Annotated in this window: 11 protein-coding genes and 1 tRNA gene; all 12 read left to right on the top strand. The window is 51.5% G+C overall.

Features of this window, described 5'->3' with window-relative positions:
* The first annotated feature begins 59 nt into the window (after positions 1–59).
* The 12 genes from ACT53C_RS03180 (at position 60) to ACT53C_RS03125 (ending at position 15,090) form a co-directional block, all read left to right on the top strand.
* Positions 60–2,327 carry a primosomal protein N' gene (locus tag ACT53C_RS03180; RefSeq protein ID WP_476144769.1) on the top strand — a complete coding sequence of 756 codons (2,268 nt, stop codon included), beginning with the start codon at positions 60–62 and terminating at the stop codon, positions 2,325–2,327.
* A gap of 139 nt (positions 2,328–2,466) precedes the next feature.
* Positions 2,467–4,176, top strand: coding sequence for a ShlB/FhaC/HecB family hemolysin secretion/activation protein (locus ACT53C_RS03175; RefSeq protein WP_476144768.1), 1,710 nt, complete (start codon positions 2,467–2,469; stop codon positions 4,174–4,176).
* Positions 4,177–4,363: 187 nt separating this feature from the next.
* Entirely contained in the window at positions 4,364–7,690 is a 3,327-nt protein-coding gene (locus ACT53C_RS03170; protein ID WP_476144767.1) for a two-partner secretion domain-containing protein, read from the top strand.
* A gap of 104 nt (positions 7,691–7,794) precedes the next feature.
* A tRNA-Gly gene (locus ACT53C_RS03165) sits at positions 7,795–7,868 on the top strand.
* Between the two features lie 11 nt (positions 7,869–7,879).
* Positions 7,880–8,737 carry a bifunctional hydroxymethylpyrimidine kinase/phosphomethylpyrimidine kinase gene (thiD, locus tag ACT53C_RS03160; RefSeq protein ID WP_476144766.1) on the top strand — a complete coding sequence of 286 codons (858 nt, stop codon included), beginning with the start codon at positions 7,880–7,882 and terminating at the stop codon, positions 8,735–8,737.
* Positions 8,721–9,347 carry a thiamine phosphate synthase gene (thiE, locus tag ACT53C_RS03155; RefSeq protein ID WP_476144765.1) on the top strand — a complete coding sequence of 209 codons (627 nt, stop codon included), beginning with the start codon at positions 8,721–8,723 and terminating at the stop codon, positions 9,345–9,347. Before thiD ends, thiE begins: the two co-directional genes overlap by 17 nt.
* A 70-nt stretch (positions 9,348–9,417) precedes the next feature.
* The gene (gene mpl / locus ACT53C_RS03150) at positions 9,418–10,788 is read left to right on the top strand and encodes a UDP-N-acetylmuramate:L-alanyl-gamma-D-glutamyl-meso-diaminopimelate ligase (RefSeq protein WP_476144764.1); all 1,371 of its coding nucleotides are present in this window, start codon (positions 9,418–9,420) and stop codon (positions 10,786–10,788) included.
* A 15-nt stretch (positions 10,789–10,803) separates the two neighbouring features.
* On the top strand, positions 10,804–11,757 hold the full coding sequence (locus tag ACT53C_RS03145) for an energy transducer TonB (RefSeq protein ID WP_275357535.1): 954 nt from the start codon (positions 10,804–10,806) through the stop codon (positions 11,755–11,757).
* A gap of 31 nt (positions 11,758–11,788) precedes the next feature.
* Entirely contained in the window at positions 11,789–12,103 is a 315-nt protein-coding gene (locus ACT53C_RS03140) for a (2Fe-2S) ferredoxin domain-containing protein (protein ID WP_194749691.1), read from the top strand.
* A 12-nt stretch (positions 12,104–12,115) separates the two neighbouring features.
* On the top strand, positions 12,116–13,399 hold the full coding sequence (locus ACT53C_RS03135; RefSeq protein ID WP_476144763.1) for a biosynthetic peptidoglycan transglycosylase: 1,284 nt from the start codon (positions 12,116–12,118) through the stop codon (positions 13,397–13,399).
* 44 nt (positions 13,400–13,443) lie between these two features.
* Positions 13,444–14,529, top strand: a complete 1,086-nt coding sequence (locus ACT53C_RS03130) for a pseudouridine synthase (RefSeq protein WP_476144762.1) — start codon at positions 13,444–13,446, stop codon at positions 14,527–14,529.
* A 171-nt stretch (positions 14,530–14,700) separates the two neighbouring features.
* Positions 14,701–15,090 carry a YidB family protein gene (locus tag ACT53C_RS03125; RefSeq protein ID WP_338655873.1) on the top strand — a complete coding sequence of 130 codons (390 nt, stop codon included), beginning with the start codon at positions 14,701–14,703 and terminating at the stop codon, positions 15,088–15,090.
* Positions 15,091–15,104 lie beyond the last annotated feature (14 nt).

Here is a 15,104-nt window from a genome sequence, read left to right as displayed (position 1 = left end):
GGTTAAAATGATGCGTTATCGTCAAACCGCCATTTTAACCTAATTAAGCCTTTTCACCCATGTGTTCAACATCCGCCGCTCCTCAGGTCACCACGTCCGCCAGCATTGTGCGCGTCGTGCTTGATGTGCCGCTGGACCGTGAGTTTGATTATCTGAATCCTGGCCTGGTGATCAAAGTGGGTAACCGCGTGGTGGTGCCATTTGCCGGACGGCAACTGGTGGGGATCGTGATGGCTCTGGTCAATGAGACCGATATCCCCTTGCACAAGCTCAAAGCGGTATTGCAAGTGTTTGACGACGTGCCGCTGGATGCTGCCAGCTTCAAATTGTTGCGCTTTTGTGCAGACTATTATCACTATCCGTTTGGGCAAACCGTATTATCCAGCCTGCCATTGCGCTTGCGGCAAATCAAGCCGGCGGTGTCGCGCAAAATGTGGCTTTATCATCTGGCACAAGCGGTGCCAGATGCGTTGATCGGCAAGCGGCAACAAGTCTTAGCGAGGTTGCTGGCCTTGCTGCAGCAGCACGCGGAATGCAGTGAGGCCATGCTCGCCGCGGTTTCTGCCACCTGGCGCAAAGCGTTACAGCCCTTGCTGGATGGTGGTTATGTGAGCAGGCGAGAAGTCATCGCGACCCGGCCCTCCATGCCTGCTTCCGCGCAGGTCCCCGAACTCAATGACGAGCAGGCCGCGGCCGTTGAGGCGATTCTGGGCCGCCTGCATGGTTTTCAGCCCTGGCTACTGTTTGGGATCACGGGCTCGGGTAAAACCGAGGTGTATATTCGCTTGCTGGAAAAAGTGTTGGCTGATCCACAGTCGCAAGTGCTGATTATGGTGCCCGAAATCAACCTGACACCGCAGCTGGAAAGCCGTTTTCGTAGCCGGCTCAGTGAGTACGCATTGGTTACCTTGCATAGCCATTTGAGTGAGAGTGAGCGCTTGCAAAACTGGCAAGCGGCACAGTCTGGCGCCGGACGCATTGTGATCGGGACGCGCTTGAGTGTGTTTACGCCCATGCCTCACCTCAAGCTGATGATTCTGGACGAAGAGCATGACAGCTCTTACAAGCAACAAGATGGCATGCGTTATCATGCGCGCGATGTTGCGCTGGTACGTGCGAAGCAGCATGGTGTGCCCGTGGTGCTTGGCAGTGCCACGCCTTCGCTGGAAAGCTGGTACAACGCAACGGGCGATCACGAGCACGCAGGCGGCAGAAAGCCGATTTATCGTTTGCTCACATTAAACAAGCGGGCGGTGGCGCAAGCCACATTGCCACGTATTTTTTGTATAGATACTGCGCATCCGCCGCCAGAAGCCGGATTGACGCCCTTGTTAAAGCAGGCGATAGAGCAGCGTTTGCAGCGTGGCGAACAAAGCTTGTTGTTTATTAATCGCCGTGGCTATGCCCCGGTGCTGCATTGCTCGGCCTGCCAGTGGCTGGCCGATTGCCGCCGGTGCTCTGCCAAAGCGGTGCTGCACTTGCGGCAGCGCGTGCTGCGCTGTCACCACTGTGGCGATGAGCAGCCTATTCCGCTGCAATGCCCAAGTTGCGGCAATCCAGATTTGCGCCCGGTTGGTCAGGCGACGCAACGCATCGAGGAAACGCTGCAGCAGGTCTTTCCGCAGGCGCGAGTCGCGCGCGTGGACAGAGATACCATTCAGGCCAAAGATGCTTTAACTACCTTGCTTTCCGAGGTGCATGCCGGTGAAATCGATATTTTGGTGGGCACCCAAATGCTGGCCAAAGGCCATGATTTTGCTAATCTGACCTTAGTGGGTGTGCTCGATACCGACAGTGCATTGTATAGCCCGGATTACCGCGCCAGCGAGCGCTTGTTTGCCCAATTAATGCAGGTGGCCGGTCGTGCCGGCCGTGGTGAAAAACCGGGTGAGGTGTTAATACAAACGGCCTTCCCGCAGCACCCTTTATTTGCCGCCTTGCGCGAGCAGAATTACGCCGAGTTTGCACAGGCTTTGTTGCAAGAGCGAATGGCGATGCAGTTCCCGCCTGCTACCTATATTGCCGTGATGAAAGCAGAAGCCACTGAGTATGCCCTGGTAAACCAGTTTCTGACGGAGTTTAGTTTGGCCGCCAGAGCCTATGTCGATCAGCATGCTGCAACTTTGCCTGATCAGCCGCTGATTTATGACCCGGTAAGACCAGGGCTTGCACGCCTGAACCGTATGGAGCGTGGCTATGTGATGATGCAGTCTGCACATCGCAATGCCTTGCAGCAGCTACTGCAAGTGGCCGTCGCTTGGGTGAGAGCACATCCATTACAGGCGAAAATTCGCTGGGTATTGGATGTCGATGCCCTGGAATACTAGCAAATTTGCAAAAGTGGTCTTCAATGACAGGGTATGTTGTAAAAAAGGGTTAGTGTTTGATGGTTTTTTAAGGTAAATTTAATGGTTGCGATATTATTTGTAGCATATTGATTTTAATAAAAGTTTTTGGGGAGTTATTTTGAAAAAACACACGACAGGTATGCGCCTGGTTCCTTGGCTGGTCATGGGATATTGTTCGCAGGTTTTGGCAGGGGGCGTTTCGTTCCCGGAGCCCTTGCAGCCCAATATCCCTAGACCGATTATTCCAGAGCCACGGCCCATTATTCAGGTACCACAAGAAACGCCACAGCCAGAAAAAAAACAAAAGAAATCCAGTCTGAAGATTGTGGTCAAGGCGTTCAAATTTTCTGGCAACAAGCAGTTTTCAGATGAGGTGCTTGCAGCACAAGTCGCCTCGCTGACTGGTCATGAAGTTGGTATGCGCGAGCTAAATGAAGCCGTGGGCACCATTCGGAACTATTACCGCCAACGGGGCTACTTGTTGACGCAAGTGTATTTGCCTACGCAAGATTTGCAAAAAACTACTGAAGCAGAAGCTGTGGTTGAGTTGGCGATTCTGGAAGGTACTTTGGGCGAGGTGAAAGCCGAAACAGGTGCGGGGCTGGATCAGTCCTATTTCCAGTCTGTTTCCGAATACGGCTTGAACAAGGGGGATGTGCTCAATGAGCGCAACCTCGTGCGCAATATCATGGTGATGAACGGCTTGCCGGGCATTCAGGTCACCTCTCAGCTCAACCCCGGTGAGGCTGTGGGCAGTTCAGATGTGGCTGTGTCTGTTGAACCCAGAGCGCGTTACAGTGGGTATGTTGCGGCAAACACTTACGGCAACCGTTACACCGGTCGAGAAACATTAGGTTTTGGCGGTGCCGTCAACAACCTGAACGGTCGTGGAGATCAATTGGCGGTGGTGGGTAAAGTTTCCAGAGACGAAGGTCAGCGCTCATTGAGTGGATTGTATCTGACCCCCGTTGGCAGTGCAGGTAATATTTTGAATCTGGCCTACAGCTATGTGGATTATGAACTCGGTCGCGATTTTAAACAGTTTGATGCGTCTGGTGATGCCCATTATTTTTATGCCTCTTTAGAGCATCCTTGGTTGCGTGAAACCAAAAAAAGTATTTCGTTCAAGGTAGGCAGTAACTACAAAATTCTTGATGACGAAGTAAAAGCATTTTCTATTGATAACCGCCGAAATATCAGTAGTGTGGAATTAGGTGTGCTAGGTGATTGGATCAATGAAGCAGGTGATGTTGCTTATCAGTGGAGTTTTGTGCTGACACAGGGGAATGTTTCAATTAAGGACAACGCAGCCAAAGCAAATGACAAGGCTCAACTGGATGTTCAAGGCAGTTTTACCAAATGGAACTGGACTTCCAGCCGTACGCAGGTGTTTGACAATGGCGTTAACTGGATTGTGCGGGCAGATTACCAAGGCACAAATAGTAACCTTGATATCGCAGAGCGCTTTGGCATCGGGGCTATTAATCGCTGGCGCCAATTCTCTGATATCCCCAGCCAGGCCGACCAAGGCTGGATGGCTGGGACAGATATACGCCGGACATTTGTGACTACGGGTGCCGATGTCACGCCTTATATCCAGTCTGTGACGCCATTTGCATTTTATGATATTGGTCGTGGCAAGTTAAACCATGATCCAGTTGGCAGAAGCAACTATGTTCTTTCTAATCATGTGGGTGTCGGTAGCGATATCCAGTTTCCTGGCCAGTGGATTTTAACGACCACCTATTCTCAGCAGCGGCGCAATTTGGATGGCTCACCTAGCAATACCGAGTATCAGCTCTGGGGTCAGTTGAGAAAAAATTTCTAGTCGTAAAAACAGGCCTTGGCCTGGCAAAAAATAAGTAGCCCGGATGAATCGGTATTAGTCATACTGGGCTACATACAAAAAAAAATTCCTGAACCAAAATTACATACATATCAGGAATATGAGAGAAGTAATGGTAACCCACTGGTCATGAGATCAGTGGCGTTTATTATTAACAAGGAGAAGTGTCATGAAAGCAGCATCCTTAAACCATATTTACCGCCTTGTGTGGAGCCGGCTTCAACAAGCTTGGGTTGCCGTGGCAGAAACCGCACGCGCACAAGGTAAGTCCAGTGTCAGTGGAAAAGTGCCTGAACCAGTTTCAGGCTATGTAGGCAAGCGACATATTGGTGTTATCACCTCATCAGCCAAACGTGGCATGCTTGTCGCCAGTGCATTTGCTGCGGTCATGACTCCATTGACTTCTTTTGCTGACACTAATGTGGTTGCTGGGGTGGTTGCGGGTGATCTGGCAGTCAAGGATCTGAGCAGCACGCATACCCAGTATACCCATACAGCCAATGTCAATATTGTTGATTTTTACAAGTTTGGTGTGGAAAAAGGCCATCAGTTAGATGTCGTGATGCCAGATGCGGGTCGTGCACTATATCGTGTGATTGGCGATAGCCGTTCCGAAATCATGGGCACGCTCAACTCCAATGGAAGCCTGTTCCTGATTAACCAAAATGGGATTTTATTTGGGCACGGTTCAGAAGTGAATGTTGGTAATATCGTTGCCTCCAGTTTAGATATTTCTAACGATGATTTTATCAAAGGCAAATACAACTTTGCCGTGGGCAGCATTGTTGGTAACGTGGAAAACTATGGTGTCATCAAAGCAAAAAATGAAGGTTACATTGTTCTCTTAGGCAAAACCGTTGATAACAGTGGTACCTTGGTCGCAAGCAACGGTAGCGTAGTATTAGGCTCTGCCCAACAGGCCACATTGGACTTTTTTGGCAATGGCCTAGTTAAAACCAAATTATCTGGTGGTGCACTCGAAGCGACCATTAAAAATAGTGGTGCCATCTATGCCGATGGTGGCTTTGTGCAAATGGCAACCAATGCCCGTGCCTCAGCCATCAATATCTCCGGCATTGTGGAGGCCAATCAACTGGTCGAACGTAATGGCGTCATCCGCCTGGAGGGTGGCGATAATGCCAAGGTTCAAGTCTCAGGTCAATTGATTGCCAAAGGTTTGAACACTACTGGCGGCACCATTGAGGTCACAGGTGAGCAAGTGGCTTTGATGAACGGCGCTGTGCTGGATGCTTCTGGTGATAAAGGAGGTGGTAAAGTATTGGTCGGTGGTGATTACCAAGGTAAAAATGACGCGGTTTACAACGCAAGAACCACTTATGTAGCCAGCGGTGCAACTATCAAAGCGGATGCCATTCAAGAAGGTAATGGCGGCAAAGTGGTGGTCTGGGCAGATGATTTGACCCGTTACTATGGCGATATTTCTGCACAAGGCGGCGCCAGAAATGGTAATGGTGGGTTTGTTGAGGTCTCTGGAAAACAGTACTTGGCTATGCTGGGTGACGTCAATGTTGGTGCCGCAAATGGCATCGGTGGCAAGGTTTTATTTGACCCAGAGAATATTGAGTTAACTGATCGTGCGGAGACGCCAATTACTGATAAGCCCGATGGAACGCCAGATAAAGCTTTTACCGATAACCTAGGTGCAGATATTCAGATCAATGTGTCGCGGGTAAGAGGTTTTAGCGAGCTCTATTTGCAAGCCAACAATAATATTACTGTCAGTAACGCTTTGAATATGACTCAATCAACGGGCAGTATTCGCATGGAAGCAAACAACAACATCAATGTAAATGCTGACATTACATCAGGCTTTCTTGGCTCTGTTAATTTAAAAGCGGATGCAGATAATTCGGGTGTCGGTGATATTCTTATCAACGCAACGATTACAGGTGGTGCGGGTTTCACTACAGGCAATGTTGGAGTCACATTGGCAGCACAAAATATTACCCAGACAGCTGGCAATATTAATACTAATCAATTTATTGGCGGCCAAGTAAAAATGGATGCTAAGGGCGATATTAATTTGGGGGCCGCTAACATTAATACCTTTGGTACCACTCTTGGACAAACCGCTGGGGTCAATGGCGGAAATGTTCAAATTAATGCCCGCAGCCTGACAATGACTGGGAATATTAATACCATGGGTGCAGCTTCTGGTCAGCTTAACAATCAGGGCGGTCAGGGCGGAACTGTGACGATCACGACAACCAATAATCTCAGTGTTGGCAGTATTACAACGAGTGGGGGCGATGCTGGTGCAAATTCTGTAGGTTCTGCAAAATCAGGTCAAGTGAACTTGACCAGTCAAAACGGGAATATTAGTACTGGTGCTATTAATGCCAATGGTGGATTAAATGATTTTGGTGCGAATGTCTCCTTGAATGCTGCGGGAGCGATAATCGCAGGCAACATTAATACGAATGCAGGTTTGGGAAGCGCCACTTCACAAGGGGCCGGGCAGGTTAATCTGAACGCGGGTACTAATCTTACCGTGGGCAATATCACCGCATCTGTTGCGAATGGGCAAGCTCAAAATAATTCTGGTGGCGTTGCAGGCGGCGTAAACCTCAAGGCAAATGGAAACATTAGCGTGGGGAGCATCTCAAATATTGGCGGTGCCCAAGCGGGTAATGTGGTGACGACGGCCAAGGTTTTAGTGAATGCTGGTCAGAACCTCACGGTTAACGGTGATATTGTGAATAACGATACCAGCACCAATGCGGTTCAATTGGTTGCGGGAGGAGCGTTTGACAACGCTCAAAACATTAATATTACGACTAATGGCAAGTGGACTGTTTACAGTAATGATCCAACCAATGATATCAAAGGCAGCAAATTATTAGCGGCATATGATTACAAACAGTATGGGACCGCCTTTGGGGGCACATTATTGGGGACTGGTAATGGATTTGTACATCAAGTCAGTCCAACTGTGACAGCAACATTGACGGGTACGTCTACCAAAGTGGTTGACGGTACGACAGCGGTTACTGATTTGTCCGGTTTGAATGTTAATGTGACAGGGATACTTGATAAAGATGTAGTCATTTTATCTCCTGCGCCATCGCCAATAACCAGCGCATCCTTTGATACTGCTGCTGTCGGGACAGGAAAAGCAATTTCTACTGGTGCTTATACGATCACCAGCGCCCGTACCAATGAAAATAAACCTATTTTCAATGCCTATAATACGGTGGTAAATAACTCTACAGCTACTGGTTCGATAACGGCAGTTCCAACCACGCCTACTACGCTGTTGAATATCTCTCCCCGTGACAACGCTGGTTTAGGTGGCCTGGTCGGAACTAACCCTGCTTTGAATACGATGACCATCGTGTCTCTGAACCCTGCTGCGGGTGATGATGAAGATCCTGATGCAGTGGCTTGTCCCGTGAATGAAGATCACCTGGGTAGTACGCCTATCCTGAGTTCTGGCGTTAAATTGCCGGATGGTGTGAACTCGAATTGTATTTAATGTGTTGAGTGTTAATAAAGCCGGGCAATTGTCCGGCTTTATTTTTATGCTGAATAATGTTTTGTATTCATGCTAACACCAAGTAAAATAGAGCCCGTTCATCTGCGGCTGTAGTTCAATGGTAGAACGCCAGCTTCCCAAGCTTGATACGCGGGTTCGATTCCCGTCAGCCGCTCCAAAGGATTTTTCATGGCAAATACCCCTCCCACCGTTTTAACGTTTGCGGCCACAGATCCCAGCAGTGGTGCAGGTGTGCAGGCCGATATTCTGGCGCTCTCCAGCATCGGGTGCTACCCCTTGTCAGTGATTACTGGCATTACCGCGCAAGATACGGTGGGGGTAGAGAGCGTGATGCCGCTGGATGCAGACCTGATCAATGATCAGGCACGCACCATTCTGGAAGATGTCTCCGTCAGCGCGTTTAAATTGGGTTTGCTGGGGAGCGTTGAAAATGTGGCAGTGATTGCCGAGATAGTGGCTGATTACCCGGATGTGCCGCTTATCATCGATCCGATTCTTGCATCCGGCCGCGGCGACGAGTTGTCGAATGAAGAAATGCAGGCCGCGATGTGCGAGCTATTGTTCCCGCAAGCCACTCTGATTACGCCTAATAGCCTGGAGGCGCGTCGCCTGGCCTATTACGATGAAAGCGACGAGGTGAAGCATAGTTCGCTTGAAGAATGTGCGCTACGCCTGCTGGGCATGGGGGCTGAATATGTGATGATTACGGGCACGCACGAGCGTTCAAATGACGTCGTTAACAGTTTGTATGGTTTACAAAATGGCGTGCCTAGCTTGATCAAGGATTATCACTGGGAGCGTTTGCCTGGCAGTTATCATGGCTCTGGCTGCACGCTCACCAGTGCCATCACCGCATGTCTGGCACATGGCTTGAGTATGGAAGAAGCCGTGCATGAAGCACAGGAATTTACCTGGCAAACCCTGCGTCACGCTTTTCGGCCGGGCATGGGGCAATTTATTCCCGACCGTTTCTTCTGGGCACGTGAGTCCGAGGTACAGGAAAAAGCGAGTGAGCTTCAGCATTAAAGGTTTGTATCTGGTCACGCCAGATTGTGATGACACTGCATTGTTGTGCGGACAGGTGGCACAGGCCTTGCAAGGGGGCGTTGCCATTGTGCAATACCGTCATAAAACGGCCACCGAGGCCTTGCGTCTGGAGCAAGCGGCAGCCTTGTTGGCGTTATGCCGTGGCGCGCAGATTCCCTTTCTGATTAATGACCATGTTGATCTGGCCGCTCATCTGGATGCAGATGGCGTGCATGTGGGCCAACATGACCGTGCCATCACGCAGGCACGCGCCCTGCTCGGTAAACAAAAAATCATTGGCGCTTCTTGCTATAACCAGTTTTCGCTGGCGGAACACGCGCAAACTGCGGGGGCGGATTACGTGGCTTTTGGCGCCTGTTACCCTTCTTCGACCAAGCCGAATGCGCCGCGTGCCGAGACAGCGTTATTTGCGCAAGCCAGGCAACAGTTGTCTGTGCCGGTGGTTGGCATTGGGGGGATAACGTTGGAGAATGCCCGTCCATTGATCACGGCTGGCGCGGATGCACTGGCCGTGATTAGCGATATTTTCCAGGCGGACGATATCACTGTCCATTGCCGGGCATATCAGTCTTTATTTGCGTCAAATTGAATCACATCACTACCGTTTTGCCAGACGTTGTTTGGTAAAATGCATGCGTTAATCTGTTCTGGTAAATTCTATGCATATTCACATCCTTGGCATTTGTGGCACGTTTATGGGCGGCATCGCCGTGCTGGCCAAGGCGGCCGGGCATCGGGTCACGGGCTGTGATGCCAATGTGTACCCGCCTATGAGCACCCAACTCGAGGCTCAGGGCATTGAGTTGATCCAAGGCTTTGATCCTTCGCAAACCGGCTTGCAGCCTGATATTTACGTGATTGGCAACGTGGTGACGCGCGGCAATCCTTTAATGGAGGAAATCCTCAATCAAGGATTGCCTTATATTTCTGGCCCACAGTGGCTGGCAGAGAATGTACTGCAAGGTAAATGGGTACTGGCCGTGGCCGGGACACACGGCAAAACCACCACGTCTTCGATGCTGGCTTGGGTACTGGAGTACGCCGGACTGGCACCTGGCTTTTTGATTGGCGGCGTGCCTGAAAACTTTGGTGTTTCTGCGCGGTTGCCACAAACACCCAGGCAAGATCCGCAATCGGTCTCCCCTTTCTTTGTGATTGAGGCCGATGAATACGACACCGCTTTCTTCGACAAGCGCTCAAAGTTCGTGCATTACCGTCCGCGTACGGCCGTACTGAATAATCTGGAATTCGATCATGCGGATATCTTTGACGACCTTGCCGCCATTGAAAAGCAGTTCCACCATCTGGTGCGCACCGTGCCTCAGCAAGGTCTTGTGGTCGCGAACCAACAAGAAAGCCTGGACCGGGTACTTGCACGCGGGTGTTGGAGTGCCGTGGAGCGTATAGACAGCGCGAGTGGCTGGCAAGTGCAACATGTGGACGCCCAAGGTCGTTTTGATGTGTTTTTTAACGGTGAGCGCCAGGGTAATGTGAGCTGGGACCTGCTCGGCGAACATAACCGTAATAATGCGCTGGCTGTGATTGCCGCCGCCCGCCATGTCGGTGTTGCACCTTGCATAGCGATTGAGGCCTTGAGCGAATTCAAAAACGTCAAACGCCGCATGGAAGTCAAAGGCGTGGTTAACGAAATCACGGTGTATGACGATTTTGCCCACCATCCTACCGCGATTGCCACCACGATTGCAGGCTTGCGCGCCAAAGTGGGCGCAGCTCGCATTCTGGCCGTCCTCGAGCCGCGCTCTAACACCATGAAACTAGGTGTAATGAAAGAGGCCCTGCCCGACAGCCTGCGCGATGCCGATGCCGTATTTTGCTACGCCAGCAACCTGGGCTGGGATGCTGCAGCGGCGCTGGCGCCGATTCAGCACAAAGCCCAAACCTTTGATGACCTGACACAGTTAGTGGCCGCTGTCAGCGCCATGGCCAAACCTGGCGACCATGTGCTGGTGATGAGCAATGGCGGGTTTGGTGGCGTGCACCAGAAATTATTGCAGGCTTTGCAGGGATAAACAGGCAGACGCCGCATGGGCCTCGTGAAAGGTTTCAGCAAACAGTCACCACTGGTATGGGCCTTGTGGGCTTCTTTACTGGTGCACGCCGTATTGCTGACGCTCCATTTTCAACCCGAACTCAAGGCGTTTAAAGACCAGATTCCCTCCTTGCAGGTGATGCTGGTCAACAGCAAAACCCGCAGTGCGCCAGAAAAAGCGGATGCGCTGGCACAAGCCAACCTCGATCGCGGCGGCAATACCGATGAAAAGCGGCAGATGAAAAGTCCGCTGCCCAGTGTGCAGCAATTACAAGCAGCCTTGCCCGCTACGCCACAGGCAAACACCGCCTCAGCAACGCCTGCTGCGGCCCCGCAAGAGTCTGAGCTGGTTCGAGAAAAACAGCGGGTGACCCAACTGGAGCAAGAAGCACAGGCACTACTGACGCAACTAAAAGCCAGTACATCGGTCACTAGTCTGCAGGCGCCGTCCACATTGCCGCATCCATCCAGCAAAGAGCAACCGCCGGCAAAATTGCTGCCAGAGCAATCACAGCCGCAATTGGCTGCCATGCAAGAAATGGCCAAGCTGGAAGCATTGATTGCCAAGCAGCAGGAGGCCTATGAAAACCGCCCTAAGCGACAGTTTATCGGCGCCCGCACACGCGAATATCGCTTTGCGAATTATGTGGAGCAATGGCGGCAAAAAATTGAGCGTGTGGGAAACCTGAATTATCCGCAGGCGGCCCGAACACAAAAGTTATATGGTCAATTGCAGATGACGGTATCGATCAAGGCCGATGGGTCGATAGAAGATATTCGTATTCATCGCAGCTCCGGGCACAGGTTGCTCGATGAGTCCGCACGGCGCATTGTGCAATTGGCCGCGCCGTTTCCGGTATTCACCGAAGATATTCGTCAGGATACCGATGTGCTGAGTATTACCCGTACCTGGAACTTTACCAGGGATGACCAACTTTCGACTGAGTAATGTGCAGTCCCTATTTACTGAGGCAATTTAGATGACTCCAAGCCACTTTCAATACCATGTCTTTTTCTGCCTGAACCAGCGTGAAAACGGTGAAGACTGTTGTATGAACAAAGGTGCCGAAGCGGCTTTTGATTACATGAAAAAGCAGGTCAAACAGCAAGGCTTGGCTGGGGCTGGCAAAGTGCGGATTAACCGTGCCGGTTGCCTGGACCGTTGTGGCGTTGGCCCGGTCATGGTCGTCTATCCAGATGCGGTCTGGTATACCTTTGTCGATGAAAGCGATATTGACGACATCATCGAAAGTCATCTGCAGCAAGGCAAGGTTGTGGAGCGCCTGGTGGTCTAAGCATTGCTCAACATGGTCAGACTCTGGTGCAAACGCCTGTTACTCACGCTCTTGGCAGCTGTCCTGCTGACAACGCTCGCCGTCACCGCCTGGATTTGGCAGCCCTATGATAAAACTGCCTGGCGAATAAAGCTGCCGATAGGCAGTGGCGTTCAGGTCCGTGTGTTGCCGCTGTTCATGCTGGCGACCTCGCCAGTTGGCCGCTGGTGGCTGGACCACAAGGCATTTAGCCTGCACCATGGCCAGATCCGCTTGTATGATGCAGACGGCTTGCGTGTCCACTGCCAGCAATGCTGGTTAATCGCTAAATCGGTGAGTGATAAGCCCCTGATGCTGGAAAGTGTCGAGTTATGGCTCAAGCTGAATGGCCAGCAACTTCACGGACACCTGGTTGCGCACTCCTCAGCGCTCCCCAATACCCCTTCCGCAGTGCCCCCGCCCGCCTTCAAAATTAACTTTGAAGGCAAAGTCACCATGCACGCCTTAAAGCTTAACTGGACGCTGCCTGCTACCCCCTTAGCGAGCTTGCTGGCGCCTTTGGCCAGTCATTCCTCCAGCATCGCGCAGGCGCATGTCTCAGGGATTCTTAGCGCCAGCGGCACCCTGCGCTGGCCCAAGCAGAGCTGGAGTGCACAACCTCAGCTTGAACAGCTGCAAGTGACAGGGCTTGATCTCAGCAAGGTCACAGCGTCGACGGTGCAGTATGATTGCCCCTTGCTTGATGAGCAAAAACATCCTGAAAAAGTCCACTGGCTCAGTTATGAAAACATGGGGCATTGGCTGCCGATGGCGGTGATCATCGCCGAGGATGCCGAGTTCAGGCACCATCCCGGCTATGTGCTCACGCAAATGCGGCAGCTCTTAGGCAAGGAAAGCACGGATAAAGCGGTAGGCGGCAGCACCATCACCCAGCAGGTCGTGAAATACATGTTCACCAATGGTGAACGGACCTGGAAGCGTAAAATTGAAGAATTGCTCTACGCGGTGCAGCTTGAACACACTTTAAATAAAACACAGATTCTTAATTTGTATCTGAATACGGTGGATTGGGGCCCGGGGCTGTGTGGTGCACACGCAGCGGCCAACTATTATTTTGGCCTGGAGCCTGCCAAGATGAATCCGATTCAGGCCGCCTGGCTGGCGGGCATCATCCGCAACCCGCACCGTGCCTGGAAACAACAGTTTATTGCCAGAAACCCCGTATTGTCGCGTGCTGAAAGTATTTTGCACTACATGCCAGAAAGTGCCCGCAAACAGCCTGGCACCCTGAATTTTCGTCCGCTGCCAGTCAAATAAATTACAATAGCGTCTTATTCATTTTCTATGGTGAGACGACTACTTTGTCTACGCTCAAACTCAATAAATCTCCCGCGGCCACAGAACAAAAACGAGAAAAGCCGGTGCGGCCACTTTCACCCGAGCTGCGTGACCGCAGCAAAGCGCCCCCTGTCAAAAAAGAACGGGCTGCAGCCGAGCCGCAAGCGCGCGACGCACAAGCGCAACCCGCACGCAAAGAAAAAGCCGTGCGTGATAAAAAGCCGCGGGCATTTGATGGCAAACCCGAACAAAAAGAGAGACGCTCACCCACCGCCAACGACGGCCGTCGACAATACAACCGCGAACAGCCGCGTCCGCGCATGGCAAAAACCGATGACCGTCCCCCTCGCCCGTCAGCCCCTGCGCCCGCTGCCATTGACCAGCAGCCTCGCTTGTCTAAAGTCATGGCCGACCGCGGCTTGTGCTCACGTCGCGAAGCCGATGACTGGATCGTGAACGGTTGGGTCAAGGTCAATGGTGAAATCATTGAAACCTTGGGCACCCGCATTGACCCAGAGGCCGAGATTATTATCAGTGCATATGCCAAAGAGCATCAGGCCGAAACCGTCACCATTCTGCTACACAAACCCGTGGGTTACGTTAGCGGCCAGGCTGAAGATGGCTATGAACCAGCAGTAGTACTGGTCAATCCAGACAATCAATGGCCCGAAGATAGCAGCGGTATCGACTTCAAGCGAGGCCATTTACGTGGCTTGGCCCCCGCCGGGCGGCTGGATATTGACTCCACCGGACTGCTCGTACTCACACAAGATGGCCGCGTTGCGCGCAAGCTGATCGGGGATGACTCCAGCGTTGAAAAAGAATACTTGGTGCGGGTTGAAGGTCAGCTCAGTGCCAATGGCCTGGCTTTGTTGAATCATGGCCTGAGTCTGGATGGGGTGCAGTTAAAACCTGCCAAAGTTTCCTGGCAAAATGAAGATCAACTGCGATTTGTGTTACGCGAGGGGCGTAAGCGCCAGATTCGACGCATGTGTGAACTGGTGGGATTGCACGTCGTCGGCTTAAAACGGATTCGCATAGGCAGTATCAACTTGGGTAAGTTACCGCCGGGACAATGGCGTTATTTGGGCGAGCATGAGCGTTTTTGATTGGTCTTTTCTGAATCGGTAAACAATCTACTTCTAAGATAGTGATTAAAGTAGATTGATTGGCTCTTGGGATCTGTCATTCCGGCCTAGGGCGGATCCAGGCCGGGGTAATCGTTGCCTGGGTGCAATAAAAGAAGAACTATTTGGACAATAAACTAGGAGCAGCCCAGAATGGGATTATTCGATAGCGTCGCTGGGGCCATGATGAACAAGGTCATGGGTGATAAAGGTCCATTGGCAAAACTGGCGATGGAGCTATTTCAACAATACGGTGGCTTGCCTGGCATTTTGCAAACGCTGAAAAACGGCGGCTTGAGCGAGCAGGTTGATTCGTGGGTAGGTACAGGGGCGAATTTGAATGTGAGCGCCCAGCAAATCGGCGCTGCCTTGGGGACTGCAGTATTGAGTGGGATCGCCGGTAAGTTGAATATGACGACCGATGAGCTGAGCAGCAAAATTGCCGAACATTTACCCGATGTGGTGAATCAATTAACGCCGAATGGTGTGGTGGAGAATAATCCGGCACTTATCATGTCGCGCTTGATGGGCATGCTGAAATAAAAAAAGCGAGCCGA

The organism is Methylophilus sp. DMC14 (assembly GCF_056314085.1).
This window is presented reverse-complemented; position numbering and strand designations above follow the sequence as displayed.

Bases quoted from the DNA above. Each gene is read 5' to 3' on its own strand.
- ACT53C_RS03180 (WP_476144769.1), top strand. From the start codon at position 60: ATGTGTTCAACATCCGCCGCTCCTCAGGTCACCACGTCCGCCAGCATT.
- ACT53C_RS03170 (WP_476144767.1), top strand. From the start codon at position 4,364: ATGAAAGCAGCATCCTTAAACCATATTTACCGCCTTGTGTGGAGCCGG.
- thiD (WP_476144766.1), top strand. From the start codon at position 7,880: ATGGCAAATACCCCTCCCACCGTTTTAACGTTTGCGGCCACAGATCCC.
- mpl (WP_476144764.1), top strand. From the start codon at position 9,418: ATGCATATTCACATCCTTGGCATTTGTGGCACGTTTATGGGCGGCATC.
- ACT53C_RS03145 (WP_275357535.1), top strand. From the start codon at position 10,804: ATGGGCCTCGTGAAAGGTTTCAGCAAACAGTCACCACTGGTATGGGCC.
- ACT53C_RS03140 (WP_194749691.1), top strand. From the start codon at position 11,789: ATGACTCCAAGCCACTTTCAATACCATGTCTTTTTCTGCCTGAACCAG.
- ACT53C_RS03135 (WP_476144763.1), top strand. From the start codon at position 12,116: ATGGTCAGACTCTGGTGCAAACGCCTGTTACTCACGCTCTTGGCAGCT.
- ACT53C_RS03125 (WP_338655873.1), top strand. From the start codon at position 14,701: ATGGGATTATTCGATAGCGTCGCTGGGGCCATGATGAACAAGGTCATG.